Here is a 16,496-nt window from a genome sequence, read left to right on the forward strand (position 1 = left end):
GTCATTACCTCGGGTATCCAGCCAATGGGCGCATTCCGCCCGATTTAGAATTGTTCTAGGTTGCCCGATAGATTTCGTCAAGAATTCCCTGTCGCGCGGCCGCAATCAAAGAGACATATATGCCCGAGGTCATCTTTCCCGGCCCCGAAGGGCGGCTTGAAGGCCGCTACCACCCCCAAAAGGAAAAAGACGCGCCGATCGCGATCGTCCTGCACCCGCATCCGCAATTCGGGGGCACGATGAACAACAAGGTTGTCTACAACCTGCATTACGCGTTCTACAACATGGGCTTTACGGTCTTGCGCTTCAATTTCCGGGGCGTGGGCCGCAGCCAGGGCGAATATGACCAGGGCATCGGCGAATTGTCCGATGCGGCCTCGGCGCTGGATTACCTGCAGTCGATGAACCAGAATGCCAAGCATTGCTGGGTCGCGGGCTTCAGCTTTGGCGCCTGGATCGGGATGCAGCTCTTGATGCGCCGCCCCGAGATCACCGGGTTCATCTCGGTCTCGCCGCCGGCCAACATGTATGATTTCTCATTCCTTGCACCCTGCCCCAGCTCGGGCCTGATCATCAACGGCGCGGCCGACCGTGTGGCCCCGCCCGCCGATACCCGCACGCTGGTCAACAAGCTGCACGAACAAAAAGGCATCACCATCACCCATCAAGAGGTCGAAGGTGCCGGGCATTTCTTTGAAGAGCCGCATATGGAGACCCTGATCACCAGCGTCGATCACTATGTGCGCCGCAGGCTGACCGAAACCACGCGATGAGCCGGATCGTCGAGGAAATGGCCGACGAGCTGGCGCGCGATGCGATCGACGCGGCAGAGCGGCTGAAAGACGAAAATCTGATCCGTGAATTGTCCGAGGTGCTCGAAGCCGGTTCGAGCACCGCGAACGAGGCTTTCATGACTGCCGTGCGCATTCGCCTGGCGGTCAAACGCGGGCGCAAATGGCTGGATACGCGCGTGACCCGCGCCGAGACGGCCCCCAAGCCCGCGGCGACCCCAGCGTCCGGTGCCGAAAAGCCCGCCGCCGAGGCCGCGCCGAAACCCGCCGGGCCCCGCCCCGTGCGCAGGACCCCGGGCGCATGAGCCCCCGCCTCGACAGCCAGCTGGCGTTTCTGGTCGAGGCGGACAAGCTGAAATCGGTGCTGCGCGCCTCGACGCTGGCTGACAATTCCCGACGCGAAAATTCCGCCGAGCACAGCTGGCACGTGGCGCTGACCGCGCTGGCGCTGGCCGATCATGCCGGCCCTGACGTGCGGATCGATCGGGTGATCCGCATGCTGCTGCTGCATGACGTGGTCGAGATCGACGCCGGCGACGCGCCCATTCACGGCGATCACGACACTGCCGCGCTAGAGGCCGCCGAGCGTGCCGCCGCCGACCGGCTGTTCGGCCTGCTGCCCGAAGACATGGCCGCCGAATTCCGCGCGCTGTGGGATGAGTTCGAAGCCGCTGAAAGCCCCGATGCCGTCTTTGCCAAGTCGATCGACCGGCTGCAGCCGGTCGTTCTGAACCTGGCCAATGGCGGCGGCAACTGGATCGACTATGGCGTCACCGAGGCCCAGCTGGAACAGCGCGTGGGCCGCAAGGTTGCCCTTGGGGCACCGGGGGTATGGACCCATCTGCAACTGCGGATACGGGCATTTTTCACCACGATTCAAGGCGACTGACCGGCATTGTATCGAATTGTATACTATCGCATACAATTCTTTCCCGCCGCCCCTTTGTCTGGTATGAAGCCGCAACGACTCACACCATCGGAGAGGCTACGCGGATGACCAAGATCAAAGTCGAAAACCCGATCGTCGAGCTGGACGGCGACGAGATGACCCGCATCATGTGGGACTTCATCAAGAAGAAGCTGATCCTGCCCTATCTGGATGTGGATCTGCTGTATTACGATCTGGGCATCGAAGAGCGCGACCGCACCGATGACCAGATCACCGTTGATGCCGCCGAAAAGATCAAAGAGGTCGGAGTGGGCGTCAAATGCGCCACCATCACCCCCGACGAGGCCCGGGTCGAGGAATTCGGCCTGAAACAGATGTGGAAATCGCCCAACGGCACGATCCGCAACATCCTGGGCGGCGTGGTGTTCCGTCAGCCGATCATCTGCAAGAACGTACCGCGCCTGGTGCCGGGCTGGACCCGCCCCATCGTTGTGGGCCGTCACGCTTTTGGTGATCAGTACAAGGCCACCGATTTCCACTTTCCCGGCAAGGGCAAGCTGACGATGAAATTCGAAGGCGAAGACGGCACCGTCATCGAGAAACTGGTCTATGACGCGCCTTCGGCGGGTGTTTACCAGGCGATGTATAACCTCGACGACTCGATCATCGATTTCGCCCGCGCCTCGCTGAACTATGGCCTGTCGATGAAATGGCCGGTCTACCTGTCGACCAAGAACACCATCCTCAAGGCCTATGACGGCCGGTTCAAGGATCTGTTCCAGAAGGTCTATGAGGAAGAATTCGCCGAAGAGTTCAAGAAGGCCGGCATCTGGTACGAACACCGTCTGATCGACGACATGGTCGCCTGTGCTCTGAAATGGAACGGCGGGTTCGTCTGGGCCTGCAAGAATTATGACGGCGATGTGCAATCCGACACCGTGGCGCAGGGCTTTGGCAGCCTCGGCCTGATGGCCTCGCAGCTGATGACGCCCGACGGCAAGATCGTCGAGGCCGAGGCCGCCCACGGCACCGTCACCCGCCATTATCGCCAGCACCAGGCCGGCAAGCAGACCTCGACCAACTCGGTCGCGTCGATTTATGCCTGGTCGGGCGGCCTCAAGCACCGCGCCAAGCTGGATGGCAACGCCCAGTTGCAGCATTTCGCCGAAAGCCTGGAGCGGGTCGTGGTCGACACCGTCGAAAGCGGCTTCATGACCAAGGATCTGGCCCTGCTGGTCGGCCCCGATCAGAAATGGCTGACCACGATGGGCTTCCTCGAAAAGATCGACGAGAACCTGAACAAGGCGCTTGCGGGCTAAGCCAGCGATTGCTTTTGCAAACCGATCCGGCGGGCCTACGCCGGATCGACCGCCCTTGCCCACTGCTGCGCTTGCCAATATCGCGGAATCCAATATCCTGCGACCAACCATGAATGAGCGGGGCACATGGCTTTTCTTTATGTCTACAGTCCGTCGGATTTCATCTCGCCTCTTCCCGATGAGGCGGGCAACTCTGCCGATGGCACCGCGCCTTTTGTCCTGATCCTGTCTCCGACCGCGTCCCCGACCATCATCGAGATCACCGATGACGATCTCATTCTGGACGAGGTCGACAACACCCAGCAGTTTCTGACCAGCGATGTCACCATCGACGGCACGTTCTATGCCGCCGGAACCAGCGTCAACGCCGCCTATGACCTCAGCAATTCCGGCACGGGTCTGACGATCACCTCGATCCAGTTCGGCGGCAATGGCAACCAGCAGGGCACGGTCGAAGGCATCGTTTCCAGCGCGCCGCTGACGCCCGGCCAGACCTATACGTTCGACACCGAGATCTCGTCTCACACCGCAGACACGCCCTATACCGATTACATCGCCTGTTTTGCCCGTGGCACGCTGATCGAAACGAACAAGGGCCCGGTGCCGGTCGAAGATCTGAAACCCGGCGACTTTCTGATCACCTATGACCGGCGCGTGGTGCGGCTGCGCGCCAAGCCGTGGCGCCGGATCGAGGCCGCTGAATTGCAGCAAAAGCCGAACCTGCGCCCCGTGCGCATTGCCGCGGGCGCCTTGTCCAACGGCGTGCCGCGCCGCGATCTGCTGGTGTCGCCGCAGCACCGCCTGTTGGTGAATTCGTCGATCACGCTGCGCATGTTCGGACAGCAAGAGGTGCTGGTCGCGGCCATCCATCACACCCGCCTGCCCGGCATCTATGTCGATGAATCGATCCTCAGCGTCGAATATCACCACCTGGTGCTTGATCGTCACGACATCATCTTGGCCGAGGGCGTGCCGAGTGAAAGCCTTTATCCCGGCCCGGTCGCCCTGGCGTCGATCACGCAAGAGGCCCGCGCGGAACTTTTCGCCATTCTGCCCGAGCTGAACGCGCCCGACCGCCACCCCGATCCGGCGCGTCCCATCCCGCCCGGCAAACTGCAAAAGAAACTGGTGGAACGGCACCTGCGCAATCGCAAGCCGACCTTGGGGCAGTCCATCCCCCCCGCGCTGTGATGCCCCGCGCCTATCTCTTGCTGCTGATCGCGGTGGTGGCCGAAACGATCGGCACGGCCTCGATGCAGGCCAGCCAGCAATTCACCCGGCTGTGGCCCTCGGTGCTGGTGGTGGTGGGCTATGGGGTGGCGTTCTATTTCATGGCGCAGACACTGAAATACATGCAGGTCGGCATGGTTTACGCCATTTGGTCGGGGCTGGGGATCGTCTTGATCGCGATCTTTGGCTGGCTGATCTTCGGCCAGAAGATCGACCTTGGCGGGCTGGTCGGGCTGGGGCTGATCGTGGCCGGTGTGCTGGTGATTCATCTCTTCTCGAAAACCGCGATGCATTAAGGCTGGCCTTTTCTGCGGGCGCACGGTATGGCCCCGGCAACCCCGCATAAGGCAGACGTTATGGACCTCAGAAATATCGCCATCATCGCGCACGTTGACCACGGCAAGACCACGCTGGTTGACGAGTTGCTGAAGCAATCGGGCGCCTTCCGCGCCAACCAGGCCGTGGCCGAGCGCGCCATGGACAGCAACGACCTCGAACGCGAGCGCGGCATCACCATTCTGGCCAAGGCCACCAGCGTCGAATGGAAAGGCACCCGCATCAACATCGTCGACACCCCCGGCCACGCCGATTTCGGCGGCGAGGTCGAGCGTATCCTGTCGATGGTCGACGGCGTGGTTCTGCTGGTCGATGCCGCCGAAGGCCCGATGCCGCAGACCAAGTTCGTGACCTCGAAGGCGCTGGCACTGGGGCTGCGCCCGATCGTGGTGCTGAACAAGGTCGACAAGCCCGACGCCGAACCCGACCGCGCGCTGGACGAGGTGTTCGACCTCTTTGCGAACCTCGACGCCAACGAAGATCAGCTCGATTTCCCGCATCTCTATGCCTCGGGTCGTTCGGGCTGGGCCGATGTCGAACTGGACGGGCCGCGCAAGAACCTGGACGCGCTGTTCAAGCTGGTCGTCAACCACGTGCCCAAGCCGAAACAGATCGCCCATCAGAACGAAGACTTCAGCATGCTGGCCACCACGCTGGGCAATGACCCGTTCGTGGGTCGCATCCTGACCGGCCGGGTCGAAACCGGGCGGCTTAAGGTCGGCGCCACCGTGCAAGCCCTGTCGCGCGTCGGCCAAAAGATTGAACAATTCCGCGTGACCAAGATCCAGGCTTTCCGCGGTCTGGGCCAGCAGGATATCGACGAAGCCGTGGCCGGTGACATCGTTTCGCTGGCGGGCATGTCCAAGGCCACCGTGGCCGACACGATCTGCGCCCTGGCCGTCGATGCGCCGCTGGATGCCCAGCCCATCGACCCGCCGACCATCACCGTGACCTTCGGCATCAATGACAGCCCGCTGGCGGGCCGCGACGGTAACAAGGTGCAGTCGCGCGTTATCCGTGACCGTCTGATGAAGGAGGCGGAATCGAACGTCGCCATCCGCATCACCGACACCCCCGGCGGCGAGGCCTTCGAGGTTGCTGGTCGTGGCGAATTGCAGATGGGCGTTCTGATCGAAAACATGCGCCGCGAAGGGTTCGAACTGTCGATCTCGCGCCCGCAGGTTCTGTTCCGCGAAGGCGAGGACGGCACCCGGCTGGAGCCGATCGAAGAGGTCACCATCGACGTCGATGACGAATATTCGGGCGCCGTGATCGAAAAGATCACCGGTTCGCGCAAGGGCGAGCTGGCCGAAATGCGCCCCGCCGGCGTCGGCAAGACCCGCATCATCGCCTATGTGCCGTCGCGCGGCCTGATCGGCTATCACGGCGAATTCCTGACCGACACGCGCGGCACCGGCGTGCTGAACCGCGTGTTCCACGAATGGGCGCCTTTCAAGGGCCCGATCCCGGGCCGTCGCGCCGGGGTTCTGGTCTCGATCGAGAACGGGGTGTCCGTCGCCTATGCGCTGTGGAACCTCGAAGAGCGCGGCCGCATGTTCATCGGCCCGCAGGAACAGGTCTATGTGGGCATGATCATCGGCGAGCATTCGCGCGACAACGATCTTGAGGTCAACCCGCTGAAGGGCAAAAAGCTGACCAACGTGCGCGCCTCGGGCACCGACGATGCGGTGCGCCTGACCCCGCATATCCAGTTCAGCCTCGAAGAGGCCATCGCCTATATCGACGATGACGAGCTGGTCGAGGTCACGCCGAACCATATCCGCCTGCGCAAACGCTATCTCGACCCGCATGAGCGCAAGCGCATGGCCCGTCAGGCCTGATCTCAGGGCCGCTTACAAATACGTAGCCAGAAGCTGAACAAGCTTCTGGCTCTACGCGCTTGCCTGGCATGCTGCCGAGATGGCAGCCGAAAGCCGCGCGGCAACAGGTGCGCCTCATCGAGGCTGCCAGGCAGTTTCATAAATGGCTTGATGAACGTTTGGTTGCCCGCTTGCCTGAAACCCAAGAATACGCAGCCCCCTCTTCCCGCTCTGATTGAGGTTTTCAGTTGACCTCAACCCGAACTAAAGAAAAAAACTAGGTCTATGGTTACGTGATCTCCGCGGGAGAGGTGGGGATCGATTGGGGAATGACATGTCCAAGAAGAAACGGCTCTACGTAAGCGGCCTATGGATCATAGCTGACAACCCAAAGAATGATGCCGACCATTACGCCAGCCTGCTTCCAAGAACATTTGATCTGCTAAGTGGATCAACCGTCTGGTTCTACACGAACAATGATACTGTCACCCAAGAGATATCCGAGCTTGCGCAGACCCGTGGGATTGATCTGGTCACGAAGCGCCTGGAGATACCGGAGCTTCCCGGGTGGGATGCCTCTAACGCCGCCCTAGCCGCGTGCGAGAACATGAAGCTGGATCGTTTTGCTCGACCGAAATCATATGCAAACGAAAAAGGCGTCGTCCATTACTGGCGTGATCTCAAAGGCGGGGGGGCCGACACCTATCGGGCCATGCTCGCCATCTGGCTGAGCAAAGTGGCTTTGACCTCGGCTGCCGCGCGCACTCAGCAGCAAGGGTCGATCGCGTGGGTCGACGCGTCCGTTTCCAGGTTCAGCAACAAGCGCTCGAACTGGGACTTTACCCACGATCCTGGCGAGGTCGGAAAGATATCTCACTACGCTACGCCGATGCGCTATTTGGGGCGCGCACTGCCCCTGAATGCAAGCTACATGGAAGGCACCTTGACCGCCTGGAACAGGCTGGAAGGCCTTTTCAATGACGCCCTTATCAGGTCGCTAGAGGCCCCTTACGGGCACGATGAAGAGACGGTTCTGGGCCAGTGCATCAGCGAAGCGCCAGACCTCTTTCGCTGTATTGGTGGCCCCAAAGGCACCGAAAAACGAAAGTTTCCCTGGCTGCGGCTGAGAAAATCGCACGAGAGGACGGGATGGTCATTATAGTGCGGCCTCATTCGGGCGGTGGGATTTGAGACCGCGGAAAGTATCCGGCCAACGCTCTCGATTGTGGTTGGCGAAGAGTGCTTTCGCGATCTATCCCCACCCATGGTCGCGAATTTCACAGCTGTGCGATGGAGAGCTCGGTGAAGTCACAAAAAATTCTTAACGCTTTGTCACATCGTCTGCACCCCGGGCGCGATCGACGTATCATGGTTGCCGGGACGTTCCGTTCGGGCACAAATCTGGCGCATCACTGCCTCGGGGAATTTTTCAAGACAAAGCCTGTCTACAACACGTGGTTTTGGAAACATGGCGTGCCGCCGACCAATCTGCAAAAGCCAATTCCTGAACACGTTCCGATACTTGTGATGTCGAAAGACCCCGCCACGCTCAATATTTCTCTGTACCGATTTTGGAAAGCTCGGCGGCCGGAATTGGTTGTCGACACAACCCTTTCCCAATTTGTTCGCCGGCGTTTCGTTGTCTATGACAATAGCCGCGGGAACATTGACCCAAAATACTACTACCTCACCCCAACCGAGTACTGGAACCAGTTCTATTTCTCGTGGCTGAACTGGGAAGAGGTCAAACAACGCTGCGCGTTCCTCAGAGTAGAGGATCTCATGGCGGCCCCAGATCTGGAGCTCTCCCGCATAGCCTCTCAACTTGGCCTCGAACGCCGAACTGACGCCGAGGTCGTGCTGCCGCAGCATCGTGTCGGACCAACACCACCTACAGAAATCAGGGAACAGGATCTCGGCTTAACAGACGACGATGTCGCTTTCATACGATCAGCGGTCGACCAGTCGATCGCTGCCAAGCTGGGGTATGACTATAGCTAGAAAACCGGCAACCCCGGTGCAGATCCATCGAGACCTGTCATGGTCAAAGGAACAGACGGGTTTCCGCCATCGGGGCGGCCTTTTGATTTCCGGCCGGGCTGCGCTACAGTTTTCCCAAAGGGAGGACACCCATGCGCAAACTTCAGGTTCAGGGGGTGCATCACATCACCCTCACCGGCGCCGACCGGCAGACCAGCATCGACTTCTGGGAGGGCGTGCTGGGCATGCCCTTTGTCTTTGACCAGCCCAATCTCGACAATCCCGACGAGGGGCACCTGTATTTCGATCCGGGCGACGGGCGGCTGATCACCGTGTTCACCAACGAAGGCCGCACGCCCAACCCGCGCCGCACCCCGACCGAGCCGGGCTGCGTGCATCACCTGGCTTTCAATGTCTCGAAGGCCACGTTCAGCCAGGCGGTGACGCGGCTGAATGAGCGCGGCATAAAGCATTCCGGCCCCAAGGATCGGGGGTTTATGGATTCGATCTATTTCACCGATCCGATGGGGTTGTTGATCGAACTGGCCTGCTATCGGTTTGAGCCGCCGGTGGGCTGCACCCATGCCGATGTGATGATCGAGGCCCACCGCATCCGCGTGGCGCGCGGTGACTATAATATCGCCGAAGAGCACCTTGCCGATGTCATCGAACTGTTGGTCGCGCGCCGCCAGCAATCGCTATCGGACGACCGTGCGCCCAAAGACCCGTTCGCGCGGCGCTAGGGGTTATTCGAGGGTCTCGACGACCATCAGCTCGCGCTCGGAGGCGTCGCGGGCGTGGCTCAGCGCCTCTTGGTATTCGGGGCTGTCGTAACAGGCCTGCGCCGCCTCGATCGAGGCAAAGCGCACCACCACGTTGCGCTGACGCTCGCGGCCCTCTAGCTGCACGTACCGGCCGCCGCGCGCGATGAACGTGCCGCCATGCTTGGCGATGGCCGGGCCGGCCAGCTCGATATAACGGGCAAAGGACACCGGGTCGGTGACGGTGATATGCGAGATCCACAAGGCGGCCATGGTCAGATTCCTTCAACGATTACCAGATCACGCTCGGAACTGCGCAGCGCAACCGGCAAGATCTTGCGATACTCGGGCGAGTTATACCAGGCCAGCGCCTGTTCGCGGCTGGGGAACTCGATCAGCACATGGCGATCAGGCCCCTGCCCCTCGACGATGGATTGCGCGCCGCCCTTTACCAGAAACCGCCCCCCGGCCTGTTCGGCCAGGGCCACGGTCTGACTGGCATAGGTCATGTAATCGTCCGCATCGGTCACGTTGATACGGGCGATGATATAGGCGGGCACGGCGATCAGCCCGCGATCACGGCTTCGGCGGCGGCGATGGCGGCATCGGCATTGGCCACGTCCTTGGCCCCGCCCTGCGCCATGTCGGGGCGGCCACCGCCACCCTTGCCGCCCAGTTGCTCGACCGCAGCCTTGACCAGATCGACGGCCGACAGGCTGCCCTTGAGGTCATCGGTCACACCGGCCGCGACCGCCGCCTTGCCGCCGGTATCGGCAATCAGCAGCACCGCACCCGATCCGATGCGCGACTTGTGCTCGTCGATCAGGGCGGGCAGATCCTTGCCCGACACGCCCGACAGCACCTGCGCCACGAAGGCCACGCCGTTCACATCCTTGCTGGCCGGGGCCGCGGCACCGCCGCCGCCCGACATGGCCAGTTCGCGCCGCAGCTGAGCCAGCTCGTTCTGCATGGCCTTGCGTTCATCGACCAGCGCCTTGACGCGCTCGGCCACCTCGGCGGGCTGGGCTTTCAGCACCTCGGCCACGGCCGACAGGCGCTGTTGCTGCGACACCAGGTGATCCAGCGCCGCCTGGCCGGTCAGCGCCTCGATCCGGCGCACTCCGGCCGAAGAGGCACTGTCGCCCAGCACAACGCACAGGCCGATATCGCCGGTCTGTTTGACATGGGTGCCGCCGCACAGCTCAAGCGACCAGGTGTTGCCGTCATGGCCCTTGCCGGTCGCCTTGCGGCCCATCGACACCACGCGCACCTCGTCGCCGTATTTCTCTCCGAACAGGGCCTGCGCACCGATGGCGCGGGCGTCATCGGGCGTCATGATCCGGGTCTCGACAGGGCTGTTCTGGCGAATAAAGGCGTTCACGTCGGTTTCGACCTTGGCCAGCTCTTCGGCGCTTAGCGCCTTGGCATGGCTGAAGTCAAAGCGCAGACGATCGGCCGCGTTCAGCGAGCCGCGCTGCGCCACGTGATCGCCCAGGGTTTCGCGCAGGGCCTCGTGCAGCAGGTGCGTCGCCGAGTGGTTGGCACGAATGGCTGAGCGGCGCGCATGATCGACGCGCAGTTCCAGCGGGTCGCCCACACTCAGCGGTTTTTCGGTCGGGGTGACGCGATGAGCAAAGACACCGCCGGGCATCTTTTGCGTATCGGCCACGGCGCCATTGCCGCCGGCGCGCAAGATCGTGCCGCTGTCGCCCACCTGACCACCGGATTCGGCGTAGAACGGCGTCTGGTTCACAACCATCCAGCCCTCTTCATTCGCGCCCAGCTGTTTGACCTCGGCCCCGTCCTTGATCAGCGCCACGACCTGGCCCTCGGCCACTTCGGTCTCGTAGCCCAGGAAATCGGTCGCGCCGTGCTTTTCGGCGATGTCGAACCAGATCGCGGCGTCCTTGGTTTCGCCCGACCCGGCCCAGCTGGCACGGGCCTTGGCCTTTTGCTCGGCCATGGCGGCGTCGAACCCGTCGGTATCGACCGCGCGCCCCTTTTCGCGCAAGGCGTCCTGCGTCAGGTCAAGCGGGAAGCCGTAGGTGTCATAGAGTTTGAACGCGGCCTCGCCGGGCAGCGCGGCGTCACCGGGCAGCTTGGCCAGCTCGTCGTCCAGCAGGCGCAGACCGCGGTCGAGCGTCTGGATGAAACGGGTCTCTTCCAGTTTCAGCGTTTCCTCGATCATCGCCTGGCCGCGACGCAGCTCGGGATAGGCCTCGCCCATCTGCTGCACAAGCGCGGGCACCAGGCGGTGCATGATCGGGTCTTTGGCGCCCAGCAGGTGCGCGTGACGCATGGCTCGGCGCATGATCCGGCGCAGCACGTAACCACGGCCGTCATTGCTGGGCATCACGCCATCGGCAATCAGGAACGAGGTCGAGCGCAGGTGATCGGCGATCACGCGGTGATGCACGTTGCCGGGGCCGTCGGGGTCTTGGCTGGTGGCGTTGGCGCTGGCCTCGATCAGGGCGCGCATCAGGTCGGTGTCATAGTTGTCGTGCTTGCCCTGCAGCAGCGCGCCGATCCGCTCCAGCCCCATGCCGGTGTCGATCGACTGCATGTCGAGGGCGCGCATGGTGCCGTCCTCGAACTGTTCGTTCTGCATGAACACGACGTTCCAGATCTCGATGAACCGGTCGCCGTCTTCCTCGGGCGATCCCGGAGGGCCGCCCCAGATATGGTCGCCGTGGTCATAAAAGATCTCGGTGCAGGGGCCGCAGGGGCCGGTCGGGCCCATCTGCCAGAAGTTGTCGGAGGTGGCGATGCGAATGATCCGATCCTCGGGCACGCCGACCTTTTTCCAGATCTCAAAGGCCTCGTCATCGGTGTGATAGACGGTGGTCAGCAACCGGCTGGCATCGATATCGAAATCCTTGGTGATCAGCTCCCAGGCATAGGGGATCGCCTCGGTCTTGAAATAATCGCCAAAGCTGAAATTGCCCAGCATTTCAAAGAACGTGTGGTGGCGCGCGGTATAGCCGACATTGTCGAGGTCGTTATGCTTGCCCCCGGCCCGCACGCATTTCTGCGAGGTCGTGGCGCGGGTGTAATCGCGGGTCTCAACCCCGGTGAAACAGTTCTTGAACTGCACCATGCCCGAGTTGGTGAACATCAGCGTCGGGTCGTTGCGCGGAACCAGCGGAGAGCTATCGACCACGGTATGGCCGTTGCGTTCAAAGTAATTCAGGAAAGTCGAACGGATATCGTTCAAGCTCGGCATGTTACGGGCCTTTCGCGCAGTGCATTCGGATCAATTCCGTTTATCCCTGCGCGCGGGGGCTGTCCACCGCAACTGAAAGGCCGCGAGCGGGTGCGCGCGGCCTTTTTGCAGTTATTTCCTTTGGCTCACGCTTCGAGGATGTCATCCTCGTCGCTGGCGCCCATGTCGAATTCCAGACCATGCGCGGCGCGGATCTTGTCTTCGATCTCCAGCGCCATGGCCGGGTTTTCCTTGAGGAAGGTCTTGGCGTTCTCGCGGCCCTGGCCGATACGTTCGTCGCCATAGCTGAACCAGGCACCGGCCTTGTCCACGACGCCGGCCTTGACGCCCAGATCCAGCAACTCGCCGGTTTTGGAAATCCCTTCGCCATACATGATGTCGAACTCGACCTGCTTGAACGGCGGCGCGACCTTGTTTTTCACCACTTTCACGCGGGTGGCGTTGCCGACCACCTCGTCACGGTCCTTGATCGCGCCGATGCGGCGGATATCCAGGCGCACCGAGCTGTAGAATTTCAGCGCGTTACCGCCGGTGGTGGTTTCGGGGCTGCCGAACATCACGCCGATCTTCATGCGGATCTGGTTGATGAAGATCACCATGCAGTTGCTGCGGCTGATCGAACCGGTCAGCTTGCGCATAGCCTGGCTCATCAGACGGGCCTGCACGCCGACATTGCTGTCGCCCATGTCGCCCTCAAGTTCCGATTTCGGGGTCAGCGCGGCGACCGAGTCGACCACCACCATGCTGACCGCGCCCGAGCGCACCAGCGTATCGACAATCTCCAGCGCCTGTTCACCGGTGTCGGGCTGGCTGATCAGCAACTCGTCCAGATCGACGCCCAGCTTTTTCGCATATTGCGGGTCCAGCGCGTGTTCGGCGTCGACAAAGGCGCAGACGCCGCCTTTTTTCTGCTCTTCGGCCACACAATGCAGCGTGAGCGTGGTCTTGCCCGAGCTTTCCGGGCCATAGATTTCCACGATCCGGCCCTTGGGCAGACCGCCGATCCCCAGCGCGATATCCAGCCCCAGCGAACCAGTCGAGGTGGCCTCGATCTCCAGGACCGGGCTGTCGGCGCCCAGCTTCATGATCGAGCCCTTGCCAAACTGCCGCTCGATCTGCGCCAGCGCGCTGTCCAGCGCCTTTTGTTTGTCGGGGTTGCGCTTGTCATTCATGCTCAAAAGATCCGCTGTGGCCATACCTGTCGTCCTTATTTCACACCCGATGAGGGGCAGCAATGATTGCTCTTGTTCGCCTCTTGTTCTCATATGTATGAGATCAAAAAGAGAACATTACAACAAAAATTTTCTGAAAATCATGTTCAGCCGTGAACGGTTAAAGAGTAGTTTACAACCGAGCAGAGAATTCGACGAGGCGGGACATTTCGACATGATGGTATTCTGGAAAGCGCGCCTGGCCTTTCTTGCCGTGCCGAAAACCGGCACACATGCCTACGACGCCATTCTATCTGACAAGGCGGATATCGCCATGCGGCACCCGCCCAGTGCCAAGCATATGAATGCACAACGTTTTCGCCGAAGAATGGCACCCCTGATCTCACCCACTGCGGCCGAGACGATCGAAACGCTTGCGGTGATCCGTGAACCGCTCGGTTGGCTGGGCAGTTGGTACCGGTATCGCCAAAGGCCTGAGCTGGACGGGCAGCTGAACTCTACCGCGGGGTACAGTTTCGAGGAATTCGTCGAGGGATATCTCTCGCACCCCCGACCGGCGTTCGCACGTGTCGGCAGCCAGGCGCAATTCGTCAGCGATGCGACCGGCAGAATCATCGTCGATCATCTTTTCGCCTATGAAGATCAGACCGCTTTGCGGGCTTTTCTGGCCGAGCGCCTGGGCTTTGATGTGCCCGAGCCGCCCCGGCTCAACGTCTCCTCGGTCAAGAGCGATCTGTCCCTGCCGCCGGCGCTGTTGGAACGGCTACAGCACGATTGCGCCGCCGATTTCGATCTGCATCGAAAGCTCAGTGGCGGCTGACGGGCACCGCCCTTTCCATCTGCTTGCGCACCTCTTCGGTGAGGTCGTTCAGCGAAAACGGTTTGGGCAGGAAAACCGAGTTCGGGATGCGCGCCTGGACCTCTGCGAAATCCTCTTCGGCGTAGCCCGAGACGAACACGACCCGTGTCTCGGGCCGGTCGGTCAGCGCCCGAGCAACCCATGTCGGCCCATCCATGCCGGGCATCACCACGTCGGTGACAAAGACATCGATTTCAACTTGAACCGTCTCAAGAATATCCAGCGCCTGTTCGGCATTCTCGGCCTCGAGCACTGTATATCCACGCATCCGCAGCGCCCGCGACGCAAAGGCCCGCACGGGGGCCTCGTCCTCGACCAGCAGGATCACGCCTTCGCTGTTGGCGCCGCTCAGCTCTGGCGGGGGGGTCGGGTGTTGCGCTTGCACGCGGGGCGCAAGCCGGGGCACGGTTAGCTCTGGCATAGGCCCGTCAGGGGCCCGCGCGCGGCCTGGCCCCAATGCCGCGGCGCGCACCGGGAAATACAGGGTAAAACACGTGCCGGCGCCGGGGGTGCTGTCGACAAAGATAAACCCGCCCGATTGTTTGATTATGCCGTAAACGGTCGAGAGGCCCAGTCCAGTGCCCTCGCCCACTTTCTTAGTGGTAAAGAACGGTTCGAAAATCTTGTCGAGCTTGTCGGGGGCGATCCCGGTGCCTTCATCGCTGACGCGCACAAGAACATAGTCACCAACCGGCACGACCGCGCGATCACGGCGCATTTCGGCGGTCAGCTGTTGCATTGCCGTTTCGATCCTGATCTCGCCGCCCGCGGGCATGGCATCACGCGCGTTGACGACGAGGTTCATGATCACCTGCTCCAGCTGCCGCTTATCCGCCACGATGGGCGAGACCGCCGGGTCATGCGATACGGTCAGGCGCACCCGCTCGCCGACAAGCCGGTTCAGCAGATGCGTCAGATCGTTCAGCGTTTCGCGCAGATCCACCATTTCAGGGCGCAGGGTCTGCTTGCGGGAAAAGGCCAAAAGCTGTCCCACCAGGCCCGCCGCGCGATTGACGTTCTGGGTGATCTGAACAAGATCGGCATAGTCCTGATCACCCTCGTCGTGGCGCAGCATCAGCAGGTCGCAATGGCCCGAAATCGCGGTCAACAGGTTGTTGAAATCATGCGCCACGCCGCCAGCAAGCTGCCCGATCGCCTGCATTTTCTGACTTTGCACGACCTGCGTTTCCAGCGTCTTCAGCTCGGTCGCGTCGTTCAGAACGGCCACTAGCCCCGCCTGCTGCCCCTCGAGCTTGCGCAACGTGACCTGCACGAACATCTCGCGGTCACTGCGCGCAAGCTTCAGCACCTCGGACTGATTGGCCGCGCGCCCCTCGGCCACTTCAGATAGCCAGTCCTGCACCGGTCGGCCAAGCCCCTCGACCAGCGCGCTGAGCGGCGTCTGATCCGAAATCGTACCGACCAGATCGCGCGCCAGACGGTTGGCATTCAGCACCAGCCCGCCGGGTGTCAGCTGGATCAATGCCACCGGAATACTGTCAAGAACCGCCTGCCCGGTCTCCCGTCGGGGCGCGGCGGGTGTCTCAGCGAGCGGGCGCGCCTTGTCGAGGCGCCAGAGGAAATGATTGCGGGCCACGCGTGTCACGACGACATCATGAGCGGCGCCGGGCGGCCCAAGCCGTGCGGTGGCGGACCCCTGATCCCAGGCGCGGGCATGAAGCCGTGCGATCAGCATTTCTGCCTCGGCGGGCTGCGCGGCCAGCCGGGCGTTAAGGCTTGGCCCGATTTCCTTGTCCGCTGCGGGGTTCTGCCAAACCGCCTGCCCCGCCGGGCCCAGCAGCACGACCGGTATCGGGTCAAGTTGCGTATAGGCCCTCAGCCACGAAAGCCCCAGCCGGTCGCTGACAAGATGCCATATCCGCGCCATGGCCGCCGTCGCGGCCAGCGTTCCCCCGATGGTGCCGATTACAAGCGAAAGCCTGCCCGCCGGCATCATCAGCGCCACGCCCAGCAACAGCGCCGCCACGCAGACGATGCCCCCCAGACGAGAGGACAAAACCGCGATCGGCCGAGAGGTCAGATATGGCGTGGTATCGATGTGGCTCATCGAGACTCCGGGGCTTGAACAGGCCGCGCCAGTCTTGTGCCAAAAGGG

At 62.0% G+C, this 16,496-nt stretch carries 16 protein-coding genes; 11 read left to right on the forward strand and 5 right to left on the reverse strand.

The annotated features are described in order from the left end of the window. The first annotated feature begins 119 nt into the window (after window positions 1–119). The 10 genes from OE856_RS04245 (at window position 120) to OE856_RS04290 (ending at window position 9,108) form a co-directional block, all read left to right on the forward strand. Window positions 120–773, forward strand: a complete 654-nt coding sequence (locus OE856_RS04245; protein WP_263714794.1) for an alpha/beta hydrolase — start codon at window positions 120–122, stop codon at window positions 771–773. Continuing rightward, window positions 770–1,096, forward strand: coding sequence for a hypothetical protein (locus OE856_RS04250; protein ID WP_263714795.1), 327 nt, complete (start codon window positions 770–772; stop codon window positions 1,094–1,096). Before OE856_RS04245 ends, OE856_RS04250 begins: the two co-directional genes overlap by 4 nt. Then, window positions 1,093–1,680, forward strand: a complete 588-nt coding sequence (locus OE856_RS04255; RefSeq protein WP_263714796.1) for an HD domain-containing protein — start codon at window positions 1,093–1,095, stop codon at window positions 1,678–1,680. The genes OE856_RS04250 and OE856_RS04255 overlap by 4 nt, the downstream gene beginning before the upstream one ends. A gap of 104 nt (window positions 1,681–1,784) precedes the next feature. Beyond that, complete coding sequence (locus tag OE856_RS04260; protein WP_263714797.1) at window positions 1,785–2,999, forward strand: NADP-dependent isocitrate dehydrogenase; 1,215 nt, start codon at window positions 1,785–1,787, stop codon at window positions 2,997–2,999. A 126-nt stretch (window positions 3,000–3,125) separates the two neighbouring features. Next, on the forward strand, window positions 3,126–4,190 hold the full coding sequence (locus OE856_RS04265; RefSeq protein WP_263714798.1) for a Hint domain-containing protein: 1,065 nt from the start codon (window positions 3,126–3,128) through the stop codon (window positions 4,188–4,190). Continuing rightward, the gene (locus OE856_RS04270) at window positions 4,190–4,525 is read left to right on the forward strand and encodes an SMR family transporter (RefSeq protein WP_263714799.1); all 336 of its coding nucleotides are present in this window, start codon (window positions 4,190–4,192) and stop codon (window positions 4,523–4,525) included. The genes OE856_RS04265 and OE856_RS04270 overlap by 1 nt, the downstream gene beginning before the upstream one ends. A gap of 60 nt (window positions 4,526–4,585) precedes the next feature. After that, a complete protein-coding gene (gene typA / locus OE856_RS04275) occupies window positions 4,586–6,406 on the forward strand; it encodes a translational GTPase TypA (protein ID WP_263714800.1) in 1,821 nt (606 codons plus the stop codon). Between the two features lie 313 nt (window positions 6,407–6,719). After that, a complete protein-coding gene (locus OE856_RS04280; protein WP_263714801.1) occupies window positions 6,720–7,547 on the forward strand; it encodes a hypothetical protein in 828 nt (275 codons plus the stop codon). A 140-nt stretch (window positions 7,548–7,687) separates the two neighbouring features. After that, a complete protein-coding gene (locus OE856_RS04285; protein WP_263714802.1) occupies window positions 7,688–8,386 on the forward strand; it encodes a hypothetical protein in 699 nt (232 codons plus the stop codon). A gap of 131 nt (window positions 8,387–8,517) precedes the next feature. Beyond that, window positions 8,518–9,108 (forward strand): VOC family protein, encoded by a 591-nt coding sequence (locus OE856_RS04290; protein WP_263714803.1) that lies wholly within the window; start codon window positions 8,518–8,520, stop codon window positions 9,106–9,108. Between the two features lie 3 nt (window positions 9,109–9,111). Here the strand turns inward: OE856_RS04290 and OE856_RS04295 are convergent, their stop codons facing one another. From OE856_RS04295 to recA, 4 genes are all read right to left on the reverse strand, one after another. Then, entirely contained in the window at window positions 9,112–9,399 is a 288-nt protein-coding gene (locus OE856_RS04295; RefSeq protein WP_263714804.1) for a DUF1330 domain-containing protein, read from the reverse strand. Window positions 9,400–9,401: 2 nt separating this feature from the next. Beyond that, entirely contained in the window at window positions 9,402–9,686 is a 285-nt protein-coding gene (locus OE856_RS04300; protein WP_263714805.1) for a DUF1330 domain-containing protein, read from the reverse strand. Between the two features lie 5 nt (window positions 9,687–9,691). Continuing rightward, complete coding sequence (gene alaS, locus OE856_RS04305) at window positions 9,692–12,349, reverse strand: alanine--tRNA ligase (protein WP_263714806.1); 2,658 nt, start codon at window positions 12,347–12,349, stop codon at window positions 9,692–9,694. Window positions 12,350–12,474: 125 nt separating this feature from the next. Further along, entirely contained in the window at window positions 12,475–13,545 is a 1,071-nt protein-coding gene (gene recA, locus OE856_RS04310) for a recombinase RecA (RefSeq protein ID WP_263714807.1), read from the reverse strand. Window positions 13,546–13,735: 190 nt separating this feature from the next. On the opposite strand from recA, the gene OE856_RS04315 reads away from it, so the two are divergent. Continuing rightward, on the forward strand, window positions 13,736–14,341 hold the full coding sequence (locus OE856_RS04315; RefSeq protein WP_263714808.1) for a gamma-glutamyl kinase: 606 nt from the start codon (window positions 13,736–13,738) through the stop codon (window positions 14,339–14,341). On the opposite strand, the gene OE856_RS04320 is transcribed toward OE856_RS04315, so the two are convergent. After that, window positions 14,328–16,448 carry an ATP-binding protein gene (locus OE856_RS04320; RefSeq protein WP_263714809.1) on the reverse strand — a complete coding sequence of 707 codons (2,121 nt, stop codon included), beginning with the start codon at window positions 16,446–16,448 and terminating at the stop codon, window positions 14,328–14,330. The genes OE856_RS04315 and OE856_RS04320 overlap by 14 nt on opposite strands. Window positions 16,449–16,496: the final 48 nt, after the last annotated feature.

The sequence above is a fragment of the Actibacterium sp. XHP0104 genome, assembly GCF_025751515.1.
GTDB lineage: Bacteria > Pseudomonadota > Alphaproteobacteria > Rhodobacterales > Rhodobacteraceae > Actibacterium_D.